This window comes from Thermodesulfobacteriota bacterium (genome assembly GCA_025062045.1).
Lineage (GTDB): Bacteria > Desulfobacterota > Syntrophorhabdia > Syntrophorhabdales > JANXAF01 > JANXAF01.
Window position 1 is genome coordinate 23,773 of sequence record JANXAF010000011.1, and the last position, 16,778, is coordinate 40,550.

9 protein-coding genes are annotated in these 16,778 nt (G+C 42.9%); 4 read left to right on the forward strand and 5 right to left on the reverse strand.

What is annotated here, in order from left to right:
* Positions 1-78 precede the first annotated feature (78 nt).
* Positions 79-4,230 (forward strand): acyl-CoA dehydratase activase, encoded by a 4,152-nt coding sequence (locus NZ583_07810; protein ID MCS7281505.1) that lies wholly within the window; start codon positions 79-81, stop codon positions 4,228-4,230.
* Here NZ583_07810 and NZ583_07815 read toward each other — a convergent pair.
* Genes NZ583_07815 through guaB form a run of 5 tightly spaced genes read right to left on the reverse strand, consistent with a single transcriptional unit; the run spans position 4,214 to position 12,939 of the window.
* Positions 4,214-5,542: a glucose-6-phosphate isomerase gene (locus NZ583_07815; GenBank protein MCS7281506.1), complete on the reverse strand. Its 1,329-nt coding sequence runs from the start codon at positions 5,540-5,542 to the stop codon at positions 4,214-4,216. The two genes, NZ583_07810 and NZ583_07815, sit on opposite strands and share 17 nt — an antisense overlap.
* A 1-nt stretch (position 5,543) precedes the next feature.
* Positions 5,544-6,497, reverse strand: coding sequence for an acetyl-CoA carboxylase carboxyltransferase subunit alpha (locus NZ583_07820; GenBank protein MCS7281507.1), 954 nt, complete (start codon positions 6,495-6,497; stop codon positions 5,544-5,546).
* Positions 6,494-9,931, reverse strand: coding sequence for a DNA polymerase III subunit alpha (locus NZ583_07825; GenBank protein ID MCS7281508.1), 3,438 nt, complete (start codon positions 9,929-9,931; stop codon positions 6,494-6,496). The genes NZ583_07820 and NZ583_07825 overlap by 4 nt, the downstream gene beginning before the upstream one ends.
* A gap of 6 nt (positions 9,932-9,937) precedes the next feature.
* Entirely contained in the window at positions 9,938-11,482 is a 1,545-nt protein-coding gene (gene guaA, locus NZ583_07830; GenBank protein MCS7281509.1) for a glutamine-hydrolyzing GMP synthase, read from the reverse strand.
* On the reverse strand, positions 11,482-12,939 hold the full coding sequence (gene guaB, locus NZ583_07835; protein ID MCS7281510.1) for an IMP dehydrogenase: 1,458 nt from the start codon (positions 12,937-12,939) through the stop codon (positions 11,482-11,484). The genes guaA and guaB overlap by 1 nt, the downstream gene beginning before the upstream one ends.
* Before the next feature lie 138 nt (positions 12,940-13,077).
* Here guaB and NZ583_07840 point away from each other — a divergent pair, with 138 nt between their 5' ends.
* From NZ583_07840 to NZ583_07850, 3 genes are all read left to right on the forward strand, one after another.
* Positions 13,078-14,028 carry an ABC transporter ATP-binding protein gene (locus NZ583_07840; protein MCS7281511.1) on the forward strand — a complete coding sequence of 317 codons (951 nt, stop codon included), beginning with the start codon at positions 13,078-13,080 and terminating at the stop codon, positions 14,026-14,028.
* Positions 13,998-14,930: an ATP-binding cassette domain-containing protein gene (locus NZ583_07845; protein ID MCS7281512.1), complete on the forward strand. Its 933-nt coding sequence runs from the start codon at positions 13,998-14,000 to the stop codon at positions 14,928-14,930. The genes NZ583_07840 and NZ583_07845 overlap by 31 nt, the downstream gene beginning before the upstream one ends.
* Positions 14,931-15,011: 81 nt before the next feature.
* A complete protein-coding gene (locus NZ583_07850; GenBank protein MCS7281513.1) occupies positions 15,012-16,724 on the forward strand; it encodes an aldehyde ferredoxin oxidoreductase in 1,713 nt (570 codons plus the stop codon).
* Positions 16,725-16,778 lie beyond the last annotated feature (54 nt).

A 16,778-nucleotide genomic window follows, 5' to 3' on the forward strand; every position in this document is an offset into this window, starting at 1 on the left:
GTCCAATTGATTTAAGAAGGGCGTTTCATTATAAATAACATAAAGGTTTTTCCAAAATCAAAAAACCGGGAGGAGAGCATGTACTTGGGTCTCGATATCGGTTCCATAAGCGTAAATGTGGTTGTGATGGACGACAAAAACGATATCGTATTCGAAAGGTACATTAGACATAAAGGAAGACCTTTGGAAGTCGCAAAAGAAGTAGTAAAACAAGCTATGAAAGATTACGATATAGACTTTATCTCCACAACGGGCACAGGCGCAAAGATCTTTGCCCAAAAGATAGGAGCCACATTCGTAAACGAAATTGTGGCTCTTTCCAAGTCTTTTAGCCGTCTATACCCACACATAAAGACGGTTATAGACATAGGCGGGGAGGATTCAAAACTGATAATTTTTGAAAGCGTAGATGGAAAGTTAAAGATAAAAGACTTTTCAATGAACACTTTATGTGCCGCCGGGACCGGTTCATTTTTAGACCAGCAGGCATCGAGACTTAAGCTTACGATAGAAGAGTTCGGAGATATAGCCCTAAAGTCGAAAAATCCTCCGAGGATAGCAGGAAGGTGTACAGTTTTTGCTAAAACTGACATGATCCACCTTCAACAGATCGCAACACCCGACTACGAGATCGTGGCCGGTCTTTGTTACGCATTGGCACGCAATTTCAAAGGTAACATAGCCAAAGGAAAGGACGTTGAAAAGCCTGTTGCGTTTGTTGGTGGAGTTGCGGCAAACAAGGGGATGATAAAAGCTATAAAGGACGTATTTTCACTTGAAGACGGAGATCTAATAATCCCTCAACACTTCACATCTATGGGTGCCATAGGAGCGGTTTTTGCGGTACTCGAAAATCTGTCCTTGAGGCAAGATTTTAAGGGTTTCGATGAGCTAGATGAGTATCTTAGATTGGAAATGGAAGGTGAGACCCAGGAAAGACTTTCAATATCTCAAGAGAATCTCAATGTCTCGTATGAGATAAAGCCAATTACGGAAAAGACAGAAGCTTACCTCGGTGTTGATGTGGGCTCAATAAGTACAAATCTTGTCGTAATAGACAAAGATAAAAACGTTCTAGCGAAAAGGTACCTTATGACTGAAGGAAGGCCCCTTGAGGCCGTAAAGAGGGGATTAAAAGAGATAGGCGAGGAGATAGGAGACAAGGTGATAATAGTTGGAGCTGGTACGACAGGTTCAGGAAGGTACCTTACCGCAGATTTTATCGGAGCGGACATAGTGAGAAACGAAATAACAGCACAAGCGGAGGCAGCGATAAACATAGACCCCGAGGTCGATACGATATTCGAGATTGGTGGTCAGGATTCAAAGTACATAAGCATAGACAGAGGGGTAATCGTAGACTTTGAAATGAATAAGGCCTGTGCTGCCGGAACAGGATCCTTCCTTGAAGAACAGGCAGAAAGGCTTGGCATATCGATAAAAGAGGAGTTTGGGAAACTAGCCTTAGAATCGAAAAATCCGGTAAAAATGGGTGAACGGTGCACGGTCTTTATTGAGTCCGATCTTGTCCATCATCAGCAGAAAGGAGCAAAAACGGAAGACCTAGTAAGCGGTCTTTCGTACTCAATAGTAAAGAACTACATAAACAAGGTCGTTGGGGATAGAAAAATAGGAAATAGGATATTCTTTCAGGGAGGGACAGCCTTTAACAAAGGGGTTGTGGCTGCCTTTGAGACTGTGCTTAAAAGGCCCATAAGGGTTCCCCCTCACCATGACGTGACAGGAGCAATAGGAGTTGCAATCCTTGCCATGAAAGAGCGTACATGGGAAAAGAGTTCATTTAAAGGGTTCGATTTGAGCAAAAGGAACTACGAGATCGAGACCTTCGAGTGTAAAGGATGTGAAAATCTCTGTGAGATAAGGAAGGTCAAGGTGGAGGGAGAATCACCTCTCTATTACGGAAGTAGGTGTGAGAAGTACGATGTTGTAAGAAGGACAAAAAAAGTGGAGATGAAGGACTACTTTAAGATCAGGGAGGAGCTACTCATAAAAACTTATGACAGAGAAAGTAGTGGAGAGCCTATCGGTGTTCCTTTGATTCTCTACTCTCACGAGTTCTTTCCTTTCTGGAAGGCTTTTCTCTCAGAGCTTGGGTTTTCGGTTGTTCCATCAGATCCGACAAACAAAAGGATAATAAGAGAAGGCGTGGAAAACGTGATCGTCGAGAGTTGTTTTCCGGTTAAACTTGCGCATGGACATGTCCTAAACCTCATAGAAAAAGGTGTAAAGACCATATTTTTGCCCAGTGTGATAAATATCAAGAGTCCTTCAAGAATAGTATCGAATACTTTTGTATGTCCGTACGCACAGTCCTTCCCTTACACTGTGAAAGGTTCCATCGATTTTGATGAAAAAGGGGTAAAGGTTCTAACTCCAGTTGTGTATTTCGGCCAGGGTGAGGATTTGACCCTTAAAAACCTCATCGATTTTGGAAAGAAGATAAAAAGATCAAAGAAAGATGTGAAGAGAGCATACGAAGTGGCAAAAAAAGTTCAGGATGAGTTTTATAAAAGATGCCTCAAGCTCGGTATGGAGTATCTCGAAATGCTAGGCGATGAAAAGATGGGAATGGTAATAATTGGAAGGCCGTACAATAGCTTCGATCCGGGAGCTAACCTGAATATCCATAGGAAGCTTATGGATCTTGGAGTTTTTCCGGTCCCGTATGATATGCTACCTATCCTTGAAGGTGCTGAAGATGATGAGGATCTCAAAGACATGTACTGGGGATACGGACAGAAGATCTTGAGGGCAGCAAAGTTTGTAAAAGAAAGGCAGAACCTTTACCCCATCTACATAACGAACTTCGGATGTGGCCCTGACTCATTCATCACCCATTTCTTCAAAAGGATCGTAGGTTCAAAGCCTTTTTTACAGCTGGAGATAGACGAACACAGCGCAGATGCGGGTATTATTACGAGACTGGAAGCTTTTTTGGATAGTATAAGGCACGCAAAGAGAAAAGAGAGTCAAACTGTGAAAAAGATTAGAGTATTTACGACCAATGGGAAAAGAAAGATATACATCCCCCATATGTGTGACCATTCTTATCCGTTTGCAAGTGCTTTTAGGGCTTGTGGGGTCGATGCAGAGGTTATGGAACCGTCCAATGAGGATACTTTGGTTTTAGGTAGGAAATTCACGTCTGGCAGGGAATGTTATCCATGCATTTTAACAACCGGTGATATGGTAAAAACCGCCTTAAGGGAAGACTTTGACCCCAAAAGGAGCGCGTTTTTTATGCCCTCGGGAGGTGGTCCGTGCAGGTTCGGTCAGTACCATAGATTCCATAGGCTTGTCTTAGACGAGTTAGGCTTTGAAGATGTTCCTATCTACGCTCCAAATCAGGATCATAGGTTTTACCAGGAATTGAACATAATGGGAAAGAAGTTCAAAAGGCTAGGCTGGAAGGCAATTGTTTCTGTGGATCTTATGACAAAACTTCTTCATGAGATAAGGCCTAGAGAGATAAATAAAGGAGAGGCGGACAGGGTTTATAAGGAATGCCTTGAGAAGGTTTGCCGCTCCATAGAAAGGGACGCCATAGACTTTATGGAGGTTTTACAAGATGTTCTAAGAGCCATGCTTTCAGTCCCAAGATACAATGACGAAAGGCCGATCGTTGGAATAGTCGGAGAGATATACGTAAGACAGAACGCTTTCAGTAACAGCGAGATAGTGAAGAAGGTGGAAGAATATGGAGGAATAGCTTGGCTTGCCCCGATTACAGAATGGATCTCCTACATAAACCACATGGGAAAGAAGAAGGCTTTAAGGTTTAAAAGTTATTCGAGCCTTTTTAGCATCCTACTTACCGAGTATTTCCAGAAAAAGGATGAACATGAGATGGAAAGGATCTTCCTAGAGCATATAAGCTATGGGAAAGAGCCCGAAATAGAGAGCATCCTAAAGAAGGCGAGTCCGTACATACACGAGAGTTTTGAGGGTGAGGCTATCCTTACGGTTGGAAAATCGATAGACTTTATAGAGAAGGGTGTTTCCGGAATAATCAATGCAATGCCTTTTACGTGTATGCCAGGCACTATATCGAGTGCGATTATGAGACTTATTCAGAAAAGATACGGAGTTCCAGTTTTGAACATAGCTTTTGATGGTCAAGGCCTGTCAAACATAAATACGAGGATTGAAGCATTCATGTATCAGGTTTGGGAACACTTCGAAAGAAAGAAGCTCAAAACGAGACTTTAAATTCTTCTAGGCCTTCTTGAGCTTTAAGTTGTGAAAGTAAATCACTGTAGCTAGGAGAGCCCATAAAGGCCTTTGTGTAGATCTTTCCTTTTTCAACTCCGGGCTGATCGAAGGGGTTAATTCCTAAAAGTTCGCCGAAAAGTACGATCGCCATCTCGAAAAGGTAAAATAAAGCGCCGATTGTCTCGCAAGATACATTATCGAGATCTATCTCTAATACTGGTACTCCTGCCTCACTGGCAGAGAGTTTTGTGGCCTTAAATTCAGAGAGAAAGAGTTGGCCAAATGTTCTACCGGAAAGATAATTAAGCTCATCCACGTAGGGGAAACTCATAGGAATGGGCAGATCTATAGACGGTGCAAAGATAAAGATCAAGAATTTATCTTTGGGTCCTCCCACGTAGAGTTGAAGCTGGGAATGTTGGTCAGTCACACCCCTTGCCAAAAGTGGGGTGGGCCCTTTTCCGTCTTTACCTAAGCTTTCGGCCTCAAGCTGCCTAAACCACTCTGAAAAACCGTAAAGCCTGTCACAGTAAGGCATCATCACGTGGATCTTCTTCCCCTTTTTATCCATGAGGTAAAGAAGAGCGCAAAGGAGAAGGCCAATATTCTTTTCCCCATTTGACCCTTTTATATGTTCGGCCATCTTTTTTGCACCGAGAAGAATGCTTTCGACATCTAGACCCAAAAGTAAAGAAGGAAACATACCAACGGGACTTAGAACGGAAAACCTACCACCCACATCTTCCGGAACAGAAAGGGTAAAAAGTCTTTCTTCATCGGCGATTCTCTTTAAAGATCCCCTTTTTTTGTCTGTTATCACGACTATCCTATTTTTTAGATCGGGAAGATCCTCAAGCAGCTTAAAAAAGAACATAAATTGAGTTAGTGTCTCCGGGGTTTCTCCCGACTTACTGATCACAATAAGGATCGTTTTTTCTTTATTTAGGAGTTCTGCAACCGTTTTTATCGTGAGAGGGTCTATGTTGTCCAAAATCCAGTATCTTGGTTTTTTTAAATAATTGTGATAAGGACTCAGAAGGGCATTGAATATAGCGTAGGCACCTAGGGCAGAACCTCCTATCCCCAAAAGAAGAATATCTTCTATTTGTCCATTTTTAATCTCATCTGCCTTCTGCTTCATCTCGTAGAGCTCGTATTTCTCAAAGGGAAGCCTCATAAAGGGATAGGGATTTTCGTGTAGTTTTTCGTTTAGGATTTCAAGTCTACTTATCGTTTGTGCAAGCTCCTCCTCCGAGACTCCAGAAGGGTTTTTTCTTTTTAGGCAGTAAGTGTAGTCTAGATGAATCATGTTACTCGAGAAATATTCCCATTCTTTTAAATTTCTCGTATCTTCTTTCCTTTAGCTCTTCAGGTGGAATGTTCGTCAATTCTTGAAGGTGGGCCTGGATAGCCTCTTTTGTGTTCATAAAAGTTTCACTCCAATTTCTGTGGGCTCCTCCAAAAGGTTCTTTGACTATTTGATCCACGACTTTAAGTTCGTAAAGGTCCTGGGCGGTCAACTTTAAAGATGAAGCAGCCTGGTGTGCTTTTGTCCCGTCCCTCCAAAGGATGGCAGCACACCCTTCAGGGGATATAACGGAGTAAATCGAGTTTTCGAGCATAAGAATCCTATCGGCGACCCCAATAGCCAATGCTCCACCGCTTCCTCCCTCACCTATAACTACGCTAACTATGGGTATCTCGAGGGTAAACATGAAATATATGCTTGAGGCGATCGCCTCTGCCTGTCCCCTTTCCTCTGCCCCCACACCCGGATAAGCTCCCGGTGTATCGATAAACGTGATGAGAGGTTTCTTCCACCTGTTTGCCAAATCCATTATTCTTATCGCTTTTCTATATCCTTCTGGGTGGGCCATTCCGAAATTCCTATAGGCCATCTCTTTTATGTCCCTTCCCTTTTGGTGTCCGAGAAAAGCAACAGATCTTCCGTTAAACTTCCCAAAACCACCTACTAGTGCGGGATCGTCTTTAAACTTTCTATCTCCATGAATTTCGAAATAATCGTTAAAAAGGTTACTTACGTAATCGAGAGTTCTTGGTCTATTGAGATGTCTTGAAATCTGGGTCTTCTGCCAGGGAGAGAGATCACTGTAAATCTCTTTTTCGAGTTTTGCTATTTTCCGCTCTAAGCTCCTTATCTCTTTTGCAAAGTGAGGATCGTTAGGGTCGTGAAACTTTCTTATCTCCTCTAGCCTGGCCTCAAGCGGTTTTAATTTCATCTCAAAATCGAGGTAGTGTTTCATGGAGAAACCTTATATGTTACACCAAAAGGAAAATATCTTTTTAAGATTTCAAGTCGCTCAGGATTTATCTTCAAATTTTCTACTCTTATGCTTCTTTCTTCTCCATTTTCAAGAAAGTGAATGTGAAGCTCAGAATCGCCTCTGATTGTAAAAAGGACATCTTTAAGCCTTTTTAGATCTTCTTTTTTTACAAAATTGCAATCGATAGATATATGCACCTTTTTGGTGGGACCGTTCCGTGGAAGTTCAAAAGAGCTCACGTTCTTGGCCCTTAACTTTACCACATCGTTTTCGCCTTTTTCTACTGTTCCCAGAACCACGATTGGTTTATCATCCCTCAAAAGATGGGAAACTTTTTGCAAAAGGTCAGGAAAGACTACAACTTCCACCATCCCCTTGGTGTCTTCCAAGGTAATGTATGCCATCTTTTCACCTTTTTTCGTCTTTATCTCCCTTAAAGTATTGACTATACCCACAAGTTTCACCTCATGGTCCTCTAATTCCTCGATCTCCTTAAGTTTCTGAGTATCGTAAGGCGTGATGTTTTTTATGAGTTCTGTGTAGGAACTCAAAGGATGTTCGGAAAAGTAAAATCCAAAAGCCTCTTTTTCGCCAAATAGTATCTCCTCTCTAGAGAGTTCCTCTATGTCCGGGATCGGCATAAAATGCATATCCCGCATATCGTCAAATATGGAGGGCTGTTTTTGCTTTTCGCTCTCCCTCTGGGATAGCTCGGACCTCTGGCTCAAAATGTAAAGTATTTGGGAGCGCCTAAGCCCAAAGGAATCAAAACATCCTGCCTTTGCAAGACTTTCCAAAACTTTTTTGTTTACCTTTCTCGAATCAACAATTGCGAGAAACTGCATAAGGGACTCAAACCTTCCAACCTTCTTTCTCGTCTCCAAAATGTTCTCTATTGCCGCATCTCCGACATTTTTGATACCTTCAAGTCCATATCTTATCATCCCGTCCTTTACGGTAAACGATCTATCACTCTCATTTATGTCAGGCGGTAGGACCTTGATACCCTGTTCTCGACACTCCGTTATGTACCTTAGCATGTTATCCGTGTTCGTGACCTCGCTTGTGAGAAGGGCAGCCATAAAGTATGTTGGATAATGGGCCTTAAGGTACGCGGTCTGATAAGCCACAAGTGCATAAGCTGCACTGTGAGACTTGTTAAATCCGTATTCTCCGAATCTCAAAATAACGTCGTATATTCTTTCTGCCACATCCTTTTGAACCCCGTTTCTAAGACAGCCCTCTAGAAAACTTTCCCTGTAGTTCTTTAATTCTTCCGGAATCTTCTTGCTTATAGCCTTCCTTAAAGCGTCGGCCTCCTTCATTGAAAAGCCGGCAAGCTCGGAAGCCATCCTCATTATCTGTTCCTGGTAGACTATAACTCCGTAGGTGTCGCTCAGAATAGGTCTTAGCTTTTCCACCTCAAAAGTGATAAGGGCAGGGTTATTCTTCCTCTTTATGAACTCTTCGATCATTCCGCTTGTAAGGGGGCCTGGTCTGTATAAGGCTATAAGCGCTATTATGTCTTCAAACTTTGAAGGCCTGAGTCTCACAAGAAGCTCCCTCATCCCTCTACTTTCAAGCTGGAACACCCCTGATGTGTTTCCCGACGATAGTAACTCGTATGTCTTTTTATCATCAAGGGGGATCTTGGAGATGTCAAGGTCTATGCCGTTTTCTTTTAACATTTTAACTACTGTGTCTATTATCGTGAGGGTCTTAAGTCCTAAAAAGTCGAACTTAACAAGCCCTATCTTTTCGATCATTTTCATCGGGTACTGGGTTACTGTCTCGCCATTGGTTCCTCTGTAGAGAGGAAGGTATTCCGTCAATGGCTTATTAGATATAACGATACCTGCCGCGTGGGTGGAGGCGTGTCTTGCAAGGCCCTCAAGGGAGATAGCTGTATCGAGGAGTTCTTTTACCCTTTCGTCTCTCTCGTATAGCTCTTTCAGGGCAGGTTCAGTAGACAAAGCAGCCTCTATGCTTTTTGCAAAAGGAGGGACAAGTTTTGCTATCCTGTCTACCTCTCCGTACGATAGTCCTAGAGCCCTTCCCACATCCCTTATAGCAGCCCTAGACTGCATAGTCCCGAAGGTGATGATCTGAGCAACGTTTTCTTTTCCGTATTTGTTCATAACATACTCGATTACTTTCTCCCTTCCTTCCATGCAGAAGTCTACATCTATGTCAGGAGGTGAGACACGATCGGGATTCAAGAACCTCTCGAACAAAAGATCATACCTTATAGGGTCTATGTCTGTTATGTTTAAGCAGTAAGCAACCAAACTGCCAGCTGCAGAACCCCTGCCTGGACCGACAGGTATACCGTTTTTTTTGGCAAAGTCTATAAAGTCAGAGACGATAAGGAAGTAACCGACAAAACCGGTCTTCTTTATGACATCTATTTCGTAGTTCAGACGTCCCTCGTACTTTTTTAAAATCTCTTCCGAAAAATTCTCGTAATTCTTTTTTATTTCCTCTATTTTCTTTTCAAAACCTCTCCTTGTTACCTGCTCGAAATACTCCTCAAGACTTATATTTTCCGAAATTTTGAATTCTGGAAAGTGATAGGTTCCGGATTCGATCTCCAAATTGCACATCTCCGAGATTTCGAGTGTACTTTTTATAGCCTCTTTGCAATCTGAAAAGATACTTTCCATCTCTTTGGCCGATTTGAAGTAAAACTGATCAGTTTTGAATGAAAGCCTGTCTTTATCCGAAACTTTTTTTCCGGTCTGGATCGAAAGGAGAATTTCATGCGATTTGTACTCCTCTCTTCTCAAATAATGACAATCGTTTGTAGCGACAAGAGGAATACCAAAGTATTTTGCAAGTTTAATTAAAGATTCGTTGACCTTTTTCTGTTCCTCAAGCCCGTTATACTGAAGTTCGAAATAAAGCCGATTTTCAAAGATGGAGATGTAATCCTCGATCGCCTTTTTTAAAGCGGTTTCGTCTTCTTTGAGTATGAGGTAAGGAATCTCCCCTTTGAGGCAGGCTGTAAGGCATATCAGACCTTCGTTATACTTTACAAGTAGCTCCTTGTCTATACGGGGTACGTAATAAAAACCTTCGAACTGGGCTAGAGTCACAAGTTTAATAAGGTTTTTGTACCCTGTATTATCCATCGCTAAAAGCACAAGGTGATAGGCGTTCTCCTCCCCTTTAATTTTTTTCTGTTCAAACCTTGATTTTGGAGCGATATAAGCTTCACATCCTATTATGGGCTTTATGCCTCTTTCTTTTGCCGAAAAGTAAAATTCGGCTGCCCCAAACATGCAGCCATGGTCTGTCAAGGCGCAAGAGGTCATCCCGAACTCTCTCATCCTTTCAAAAAGGTTTTCAAATCTTATGGCACCATCTAGAAGGCTGTACTGGGAATGGACATGTAGATGCACAAATTCACTCATGGCTCATCATTCCCATTCTATCGTTCCAGGTGGCTTGGACGTAATGTCGTATACCACCCTGTTTACACCTTCAACTTCATTTATTATACGACGGGCGATGTGATCAAGGGTCTCGTACGGGAGTCTTGCCCAATCAGCAGTCATACCGTCAACACTATGAACAGCCCTAATAGCTATAACATAAGCATAAGTTCTCTCATCCCCCATAACGCCCACCGTCTTTACGGGAATGAGTACTGCAAACGATTGCCAAAGATCCTTAAAATCCGGTTTATTTTCGATCTCTTCCCTGATTATGGCGTCCGCTTCCCTTAGTATTTTGAGCCTCCAATGAGTTACCTCTCCGATTATCCGAACAGCCAAACCGGGCCCGGGAAAGGGTTGTCTCTCAACAAGATAATCCGGTAATCCAAGGAGCCTTCCAACAATCCTTACCTCGTCTTTGAATAGCTCTTTTAACGGCTCGATGAGTTTAAACTTCATCCTTTTTGGAAGACCTCCAACATTATGGTGAGTCTTAATAGTAGCTGAGGGACCCTTGTGAGATCTGCTCTCTATTAGGTCAGGATAGAGTGTACCCTGGGCAAGGTAACTTATATTCCCTATTTTTTTTGCTTCCTCCTCGAAGGTTCTAATAAATAGCCTCCCTATGATCTTTCTCTTTTTCTCAGGGTCCTTTACACCTTTCAGTCTCCTTAAAAACTCCGCTTCTTTGTCAACGTAATGGACCCTTATTTTTAGGGTCTCCTCGAATGCCGAAAGTACCTCGTGCACCTCGTTTTTCCTAAGCAAACCATTATTCACAAAAACACAGTGTAATCTATCGCCAATAGCTCTGTGCATTAAAGCTGCGACGCATGATGAGTCTACGCCGCCACTTAGGGCACAGATGACATTTTCGTTTCCAACTTCTTGGCGTATCTTTTTTATAGACTCCTCGATAAATGAGGCGGGACTATAAAGCCCGCGTGCCCCACAGATCTTAAAGAGAAAGTTTTTGAGAATATCTTTACCTCTTTCTGTGTGGTGGACCTCAGGATGGAACTGAACTCCATAGATGGGGGATGTATCAGACCTCACAACAGCGTAAGGAGAATTTTCAGTGGAGGCCAGGCTAGAAAAGCCATCCGGGAGTTTGACAACCTGGTCCTTGTGGCTCATCCATACAACTAGCTCTGAGCCAAGTCCTTCAAAGAAAGGATCGGACCTTCCAATTTTTAAAATTGACTTTCCATACTCTGCTTTTTTTGCCCTCTCTACATCGCCTCCGAAGAAGTACGTGATGAGCTGTAAGCCGTAACATATGCCTAAAATGGGGATCTTAAGATCAAATATTCGTCTGTCGCAGAAAGGTGCGTTCTCATCCCTTACGCTTTTCGGACCCCCTGAAAGCACAATCCCTATTGGCTTTTTAGATACTATCTCTGAAAGGCTCATATTATAAGGATGGATCTCGGAGTAAACTCCAAGCTCCCTTATTCTTCTCGCTATAAGCTGCGTGTACTGGGATCCGAAATCGAGAATAAGGATGAGTTCACGATGGTAATCCATCACTCCAAACGGTAGTTGGGAGCTTCCTTAGTAATTATCACATCGTGGACATGACTTTCTCTCAGGCCCGCAGGGGTCATCTTCATGAATCTCGCATTCTCTTGAAGTTCACGGATTGTTCTGCAACCAGTATAACCCATTCCCGCCTTCAACCCACCTACGAGCTGGTGAATAACCATAGAGAGTGATCCTCTATACGGAACCCTACCCTCTATCCCTTCAGGTACTATTTTCGTCTCGTCCTCTATATCAGCAGAACAGTATCTATCCCTTGCCCTTCCAGCCTTGAGTGCCTCTATTGACCCCATACCCCTATAGACCTTGTAAGTCCTCCCTTGGTAAAGAACGATCTCGCCCGGAGACTCGTCCGTTCCGGCAAATAAATTACCTATCATTACGGAATCGGCGCCGGCTGCAATGGCCTTTGTGATATCCCCGGAGTACTTTATTCCGCCGTCGGCTATTACTGGAATTCCGTGCCTTTTAGCGACCTTAGCCACCTCCATTATGGCTGTTATCTGAGGAACACCAATACCAGCAATTACCCTCGTTGTGCATATGGATCCGGGACCGACCCCGACTTTTACTGCGTCGCACCCCGCCTTGATAAGATCTTCGCATGCCTCTTGAGTTGCTATGTTCCCGGCAATGACCTGCGCGTTTGGGAAGGAGCTTTTCAACTCCCGTATAGTGTCTATAACGTTCTTTGAATGGCCATGGGCTGTATCGATGACGATCACATCGCAGCCGGCCCTAAGGAGTGCCTCCGCTCTTCTTATAGCCTCCTTCCCAACCCCTATTGCTGCACCGACTCTCAATCTTCCAAGATAGTCCTTACAGGAGTTAGGATATTTTCTCATCTTCTCAATGTCCTTTATTGTGATTAGTCCCTTAAGGTTAAACTCTTTATCGACCACAAGCAGCTTTTCAATCCTGTGTTTGTGTAAGATCTTCTTTGATTCTTCAAGGCTTATACCTTCCTCTACTGTTATTAAGTTATCCTTTGTCATAACGTTGCCAACCTTTTCATCGAGGTTAGTCTCGAATCTCAAATCCCTATTTGTGATAATGCCAACGAGCTTTTTTCCAACTGTTACTGGGATACCTGATATCCTGTACTGGGCCATAAGTTCAAGGGCATCCCTTATTCTGTGTTCGGGGGAAATCGTGATAGGATCTATGATCATCCCGCTTTCAGATTTTTTTACTTTCTCTACCTCACGGGCTTGCTCTTCTATAGACATGTTTCTGTGGATTATGCCTATTCCTCCTTCCTGGGCAAGACATATGGCCGTTTTGGCCTCGGTTACAGTATCCATCGCAGCACTGAGTAAGGGAATGTTCAGCTTTATTTCCCGTGTGAGGTAAGTAGAGACATCAACCTCATGAGGAAGTACACTACTATAGGCTGGAACAAGTAAAACATCGTCAAAAGTAAGACCTTCATTCTCTATCATAGTTGCCATCCTTTCAACCCCTTTCAAATTTTACGATTTCTTAAGGGACTTAAAAAAGTGCATTGATAGGGCTTGTCATTTTCTTTGCAAGTAGTATAATTCATAGGGTCCAAATAATCAAATCATAAAGTCTTCTACATGCTACTCGAGATCAGAAACCTCTCAGTTAGCGTTCTCACAGATTTAGGATACTTAGATGTGATAGAGGATGTGAGTTTTGGGATAAACGAAGGAGAGATATACGGACTTGTTGGGGAGAGCGGATGCGGAAAAACAGTAACCGCACTTTCTATTTTGAAACTTCTTGGCGATGGATTTAAGATAAAGACGGGTAGTATCATCTTCAAGGGACAGAATCTTTTATCTCTCGAAGAGAAAGAAATACAAAAAATAAGAGGAAGACAGATATCCATCGTCTTTCAGGAGCCCATGACATCGCTAAACCCTGTTATAAAGGTAGGTGAACAGATAGGAGAGATGCTTAAAATCCATCTAGGATTAGACAAAAAAACCTCTAAAGAGCGGGCGATAGAGCTTTTAAGGAGGGTGGGATTCGAAAATCCCGAAAAGAGGTACCACCAGTATCCACATCAGCTAAGTGGGGGCCAGAGACAGAGGGTATTAATTGCTATTGCGATATCTTTAAGACCAAGTCTTATCATCTGTGATGAGCCAACGACAGCCCTCGATGTGGCCTCAGAGTGGGAAGTGCTAAGCATTCTTCTCAGCCTGGTTAAAGAAGAGAAAATGGCGATGCTCTTTATAACCCACGATCTTCACCTAATAGAAAAGATATGCGATAGGATAGGAATAATGTATCTCGGAAGGATAGTTGAGGAACAGAAAAAAGAAGATTTCTTTAGAAATCCTCTCCATCCGTACAGTCAGGGCCTTCTAAATTCAGCCCTTATAAAAGGTGAAGAATTGAAACCGATAAGAGGTAGCGTGCCTGACCTAAGAAACATACCTCACGGGTGTAAATTCCATCCAAGATGTGACTTTTCAAGAGATGTCTGCTTACGGAAGGAGCCGGAACTTTTAAATCAGGGAGATGGTAGATGGGTACGGTGCTTTTTGTACGGAATCTAAAAAAGACCTACGAAGTTAAAAAGACTGTCTTTTCCATATCGAGTACCAAAATAAAAGCTCTGGATGATGTTTCTTTCGAACTGCAAGAAGGCGATACGCTCGGGATTGTGGGCGAGAGTGGTTCTGGAAAAAGCACGCTTGCTAGATGTATCCTTTTACTCGAAAGACCAGATTCTGGATCGATAAATTTTATGGGCTTCGATCTTTTAAATCTAAAGGAAAAAGACCTTAAACCTTTCCGAAAACAGATTCAGATCGTCTTTCAGGATCCGTATTCTTCCCTTAACCCCAGAAAAAGGGTTATCGACATAATCTCAGAACCGATAATGAATTTTAAGTTAAAAAATAAATCGGAAGCGAAAGACGCTGTCATCGATATACTCCAGGATGTTGGACTTGATGAAAGCTTTTTGTACAAGTATCCCCACGAGATGAGCGGCGGTCAGAGACAAAGGGTAGCGATAGCGAGGGCTCTCGCCACCAATCCTTCCCTTATCGTTGCGGATGAGCCGGTCTCCTCTCTGGACGTATCGATACAAGCCCAAATTTTAAGCCTTTTTCTAAAGATAAAGGAGGCCAAAAGACTATCCTTGATCTTCATCTCCCACGATCTAAATGTCGTAAAGTTTATCTCCCACAGGGTTATCGTGATGTTCCGCGGAAGAATCGTGGAAGAAGGAAAGAAAGAAGAGGTCTTTTCCAACCCAATGCACCCTTACACGAGGATGCTCCTTAACTACTCAAAGGGATTGTTTTTTGCAAAAAGGAGCGGAAACGGAACCCAAAAAGGCTGCGTCTATTACGATAGATGTGCTGAAAGAAAGACAAGATGCTACTTTGAGTCGCCAATTCTCGTAGGAGAAACAACACATAGGGTTGCCTGCTTCTCTTTTTCCTTATAGCTAGATAGTGTTTTAATTATGGCTCTTGCCCTTTGTTTTCAAATTTTCCTAAAATTGCAAAAAAACTAAAAGGGGGTAACTATGGGCAAAATTCTGCGCGTCAATTTATCAAAGAAAAAGGTAGAATACGAAGAACTTCCTGAAAAATACGCAGGTTTCGGTGGTAGGGGGCTTACTTCAAAGATCGTTCTTGATGAAGTACCTCCTCTTGCTCACCCCCTAGGAGACGAAAATAAGCTTATATTCGCACATGGACTCCTCGCAGGGACTCTTGTTCCCAATAATGGGAGACTTTCGATTGGTGCAAAAAGCCCTCTCACACGTACGATCAAAGAGGCAAATTCAGGAGGAAGCGCGGCTCAAAAGCTTGCAAGGCTTGGAATTTCGGCATTGATTGTGGAAGGAAGGTCGGAAGAAATGGTGACAGTGAAAATAAACAAAGATGGATGTTTTATATCGGAGGCTCATTCGCTCAAAGGGCTTGGAAATTACGACTGCATAGAAAGGCTAAGAAGAGAGCACGGAGAAAATGTCTCAATAATAAGCATAGGGTTAGCAGGCGAAATGCAGCTTTTGGCCTCAAGCATCGCAGTCACTACTCCTGACTTTAAGATAAGGATGGCTTCAAGGGGTGGTCTTGGCGCAGTTATGGGTTCCAAGAATTTGAAAGCTATAATCATAGACGATTCCGATACGTCGCCTGTTGAAGTTAAGGATCAGGAAAAACTAAAAATTGCTGTTTCTCAGCTCACGAAGGGGATCCTTTCCCATCCTCTGGCAGAAGGTTTGAAACTTTTCGGCACACCACTTCTTGTTATGATGATAAACAACGCCGGAGCATTACCAACTAAAAACTATTCGATGGGGAGTTTTGAATATGCTGAGAAAATATCTGGCGAGAGCTTAGCTCAGATTCTTGATGAGAGACCGAAAGGCGTAAAGACTCACAGGTGCATGAGCGGCTGTATCATCAGTTGTTCAAACATCTATACAGACGAAAACGGAAATGAAATAGTCTCAGGACTCGAATACGAAACGATAGGGATGATAGGTTCAAACTGCATGATAGGAAGTCTTGACGAAATTGCCATGATCAATAGACTTCTTAACGATCTAGGACTTGACACCATGGAAGTTGGTGCGGCTTTAGGGTGTGCGATGGAAGCTGGTTTTATCGGATGGGGAGAGGGGAAAAAAGTACTGAGTCTCCTTGAAGGCATAAGAAAAGGATCGAAGGACGGGATAATGCTTGCCAATGGATGCTTAGTTACGGGAAAAAGTCTAGGTGTTAAAAGGATACCCCAAGTTAAGGGGCAGTCTTTAGCCGCATACGATCCGAGGGTGCTTAAAGGTACTGGCGTTACTTACGCAACATCTCCCATGGGAGCGGATCACACGTGTGGAAACGCTCTGCCGAGCCCGGCAAATCCCGATTACAATCCCACATCGAGTACTGGCCAGGGTCAAATCTCTTCTTTCCTCCAGAGGTATTTTGCAGCAATAGATACTTTGGGTCTGTGCCTATTCGCATCTTTGCCCCTTTTGGATAGTCCGGAGCTTCAAAAACATCTTGTAGATTGCGTATCCGCTATCACAGGCAGGACTCTCGAAGAAAACTATTTACTTGAGCTTGGAAAGGAAGTCCTAAAGACGGAGAGGAAGTTCAACGAACTTGCGGGTTTTACAAGGAAGGATGACAGACTCCCGGAGTTTTTCTTAAAAGAAAGACTTCCTGGCGCAGAAACGGTCTTTGACGTTCCAGAAGAAGAGTTAGACATGGTTTTCGATTTCTGAAAGATTTTTTTAAAAATAAAAGCGGCTGTGCTATAAATTGAGCCGGAGGAAATT

What these genes read in the sequence shown, in the direction of transcription:
- NZ583_07820 (MCS7281507.1), bottom strand. Translation starts at nt 6,497, where the DNA reads ATGAAACACTACCTCGATTTTGAGATGAAATTAAAACCGCTTGAGGCC.
- NZ583_07810 (MCS7281505.1), top strand. Translation starts at nt 79, where the DNA reads ATGTACTTGGGTCTCGATATCGGTTCCATAAGCGTAAATGTGGTTGTG.
- guaA (MCS7281509.1), bottom strand. Translation starts at nt 11,482, where the DNA reads ATGGATTACCATCGTGAACTCATCCTTATTCTCGATTTCGGATCCCAG.
- NZ583_07825 (MCS7281508.1), bottom strand. Translation starts at nt 9,931, where the DNA reads ATGAGTGAATTTGTGCATCTACATGTCCATTCCCAGTACAGCCTTCTA.
- guaB (MCS7281510.1), bottom strand. Translation starts at nt 12,939, where the DNA reads ATGATAGAGAATGAAGGTCTTACTTTTGACGATGTTTTACTTGTTCCA.
- NZ583_07815 (MCS7281506.1), bottom strand. Translation starts at nt 5,542, where the DNA reads ATGATTCATCTAGACTACACTTACTGCCTAAAAAGAAAAAACCCTTCT.
- NZ583_07845 (MCS7281512.1), top strand. Translation starts at nt 13,998, where the DNA reads ATGGGTACGGTGCTTTTTGTACGGAATCTAAAAAAGACCTACGAAGTT.
- NZ583_07840 (MCS7281511.1), top strand. Translation starts at nt 13,078, where the DNA reads ATGCTACTCGAGATCAGAAACCTCTCAGTTAGCGTTCTCACAGATTTA.
- NZ583_07850 (MCS7281513.1), top strand. Translation starts at nt 15,012, where the DNA reads ATGGGCAAAATTCTGCGCGTCAATTTATCAAAGAAAAAGGTAGAATAC.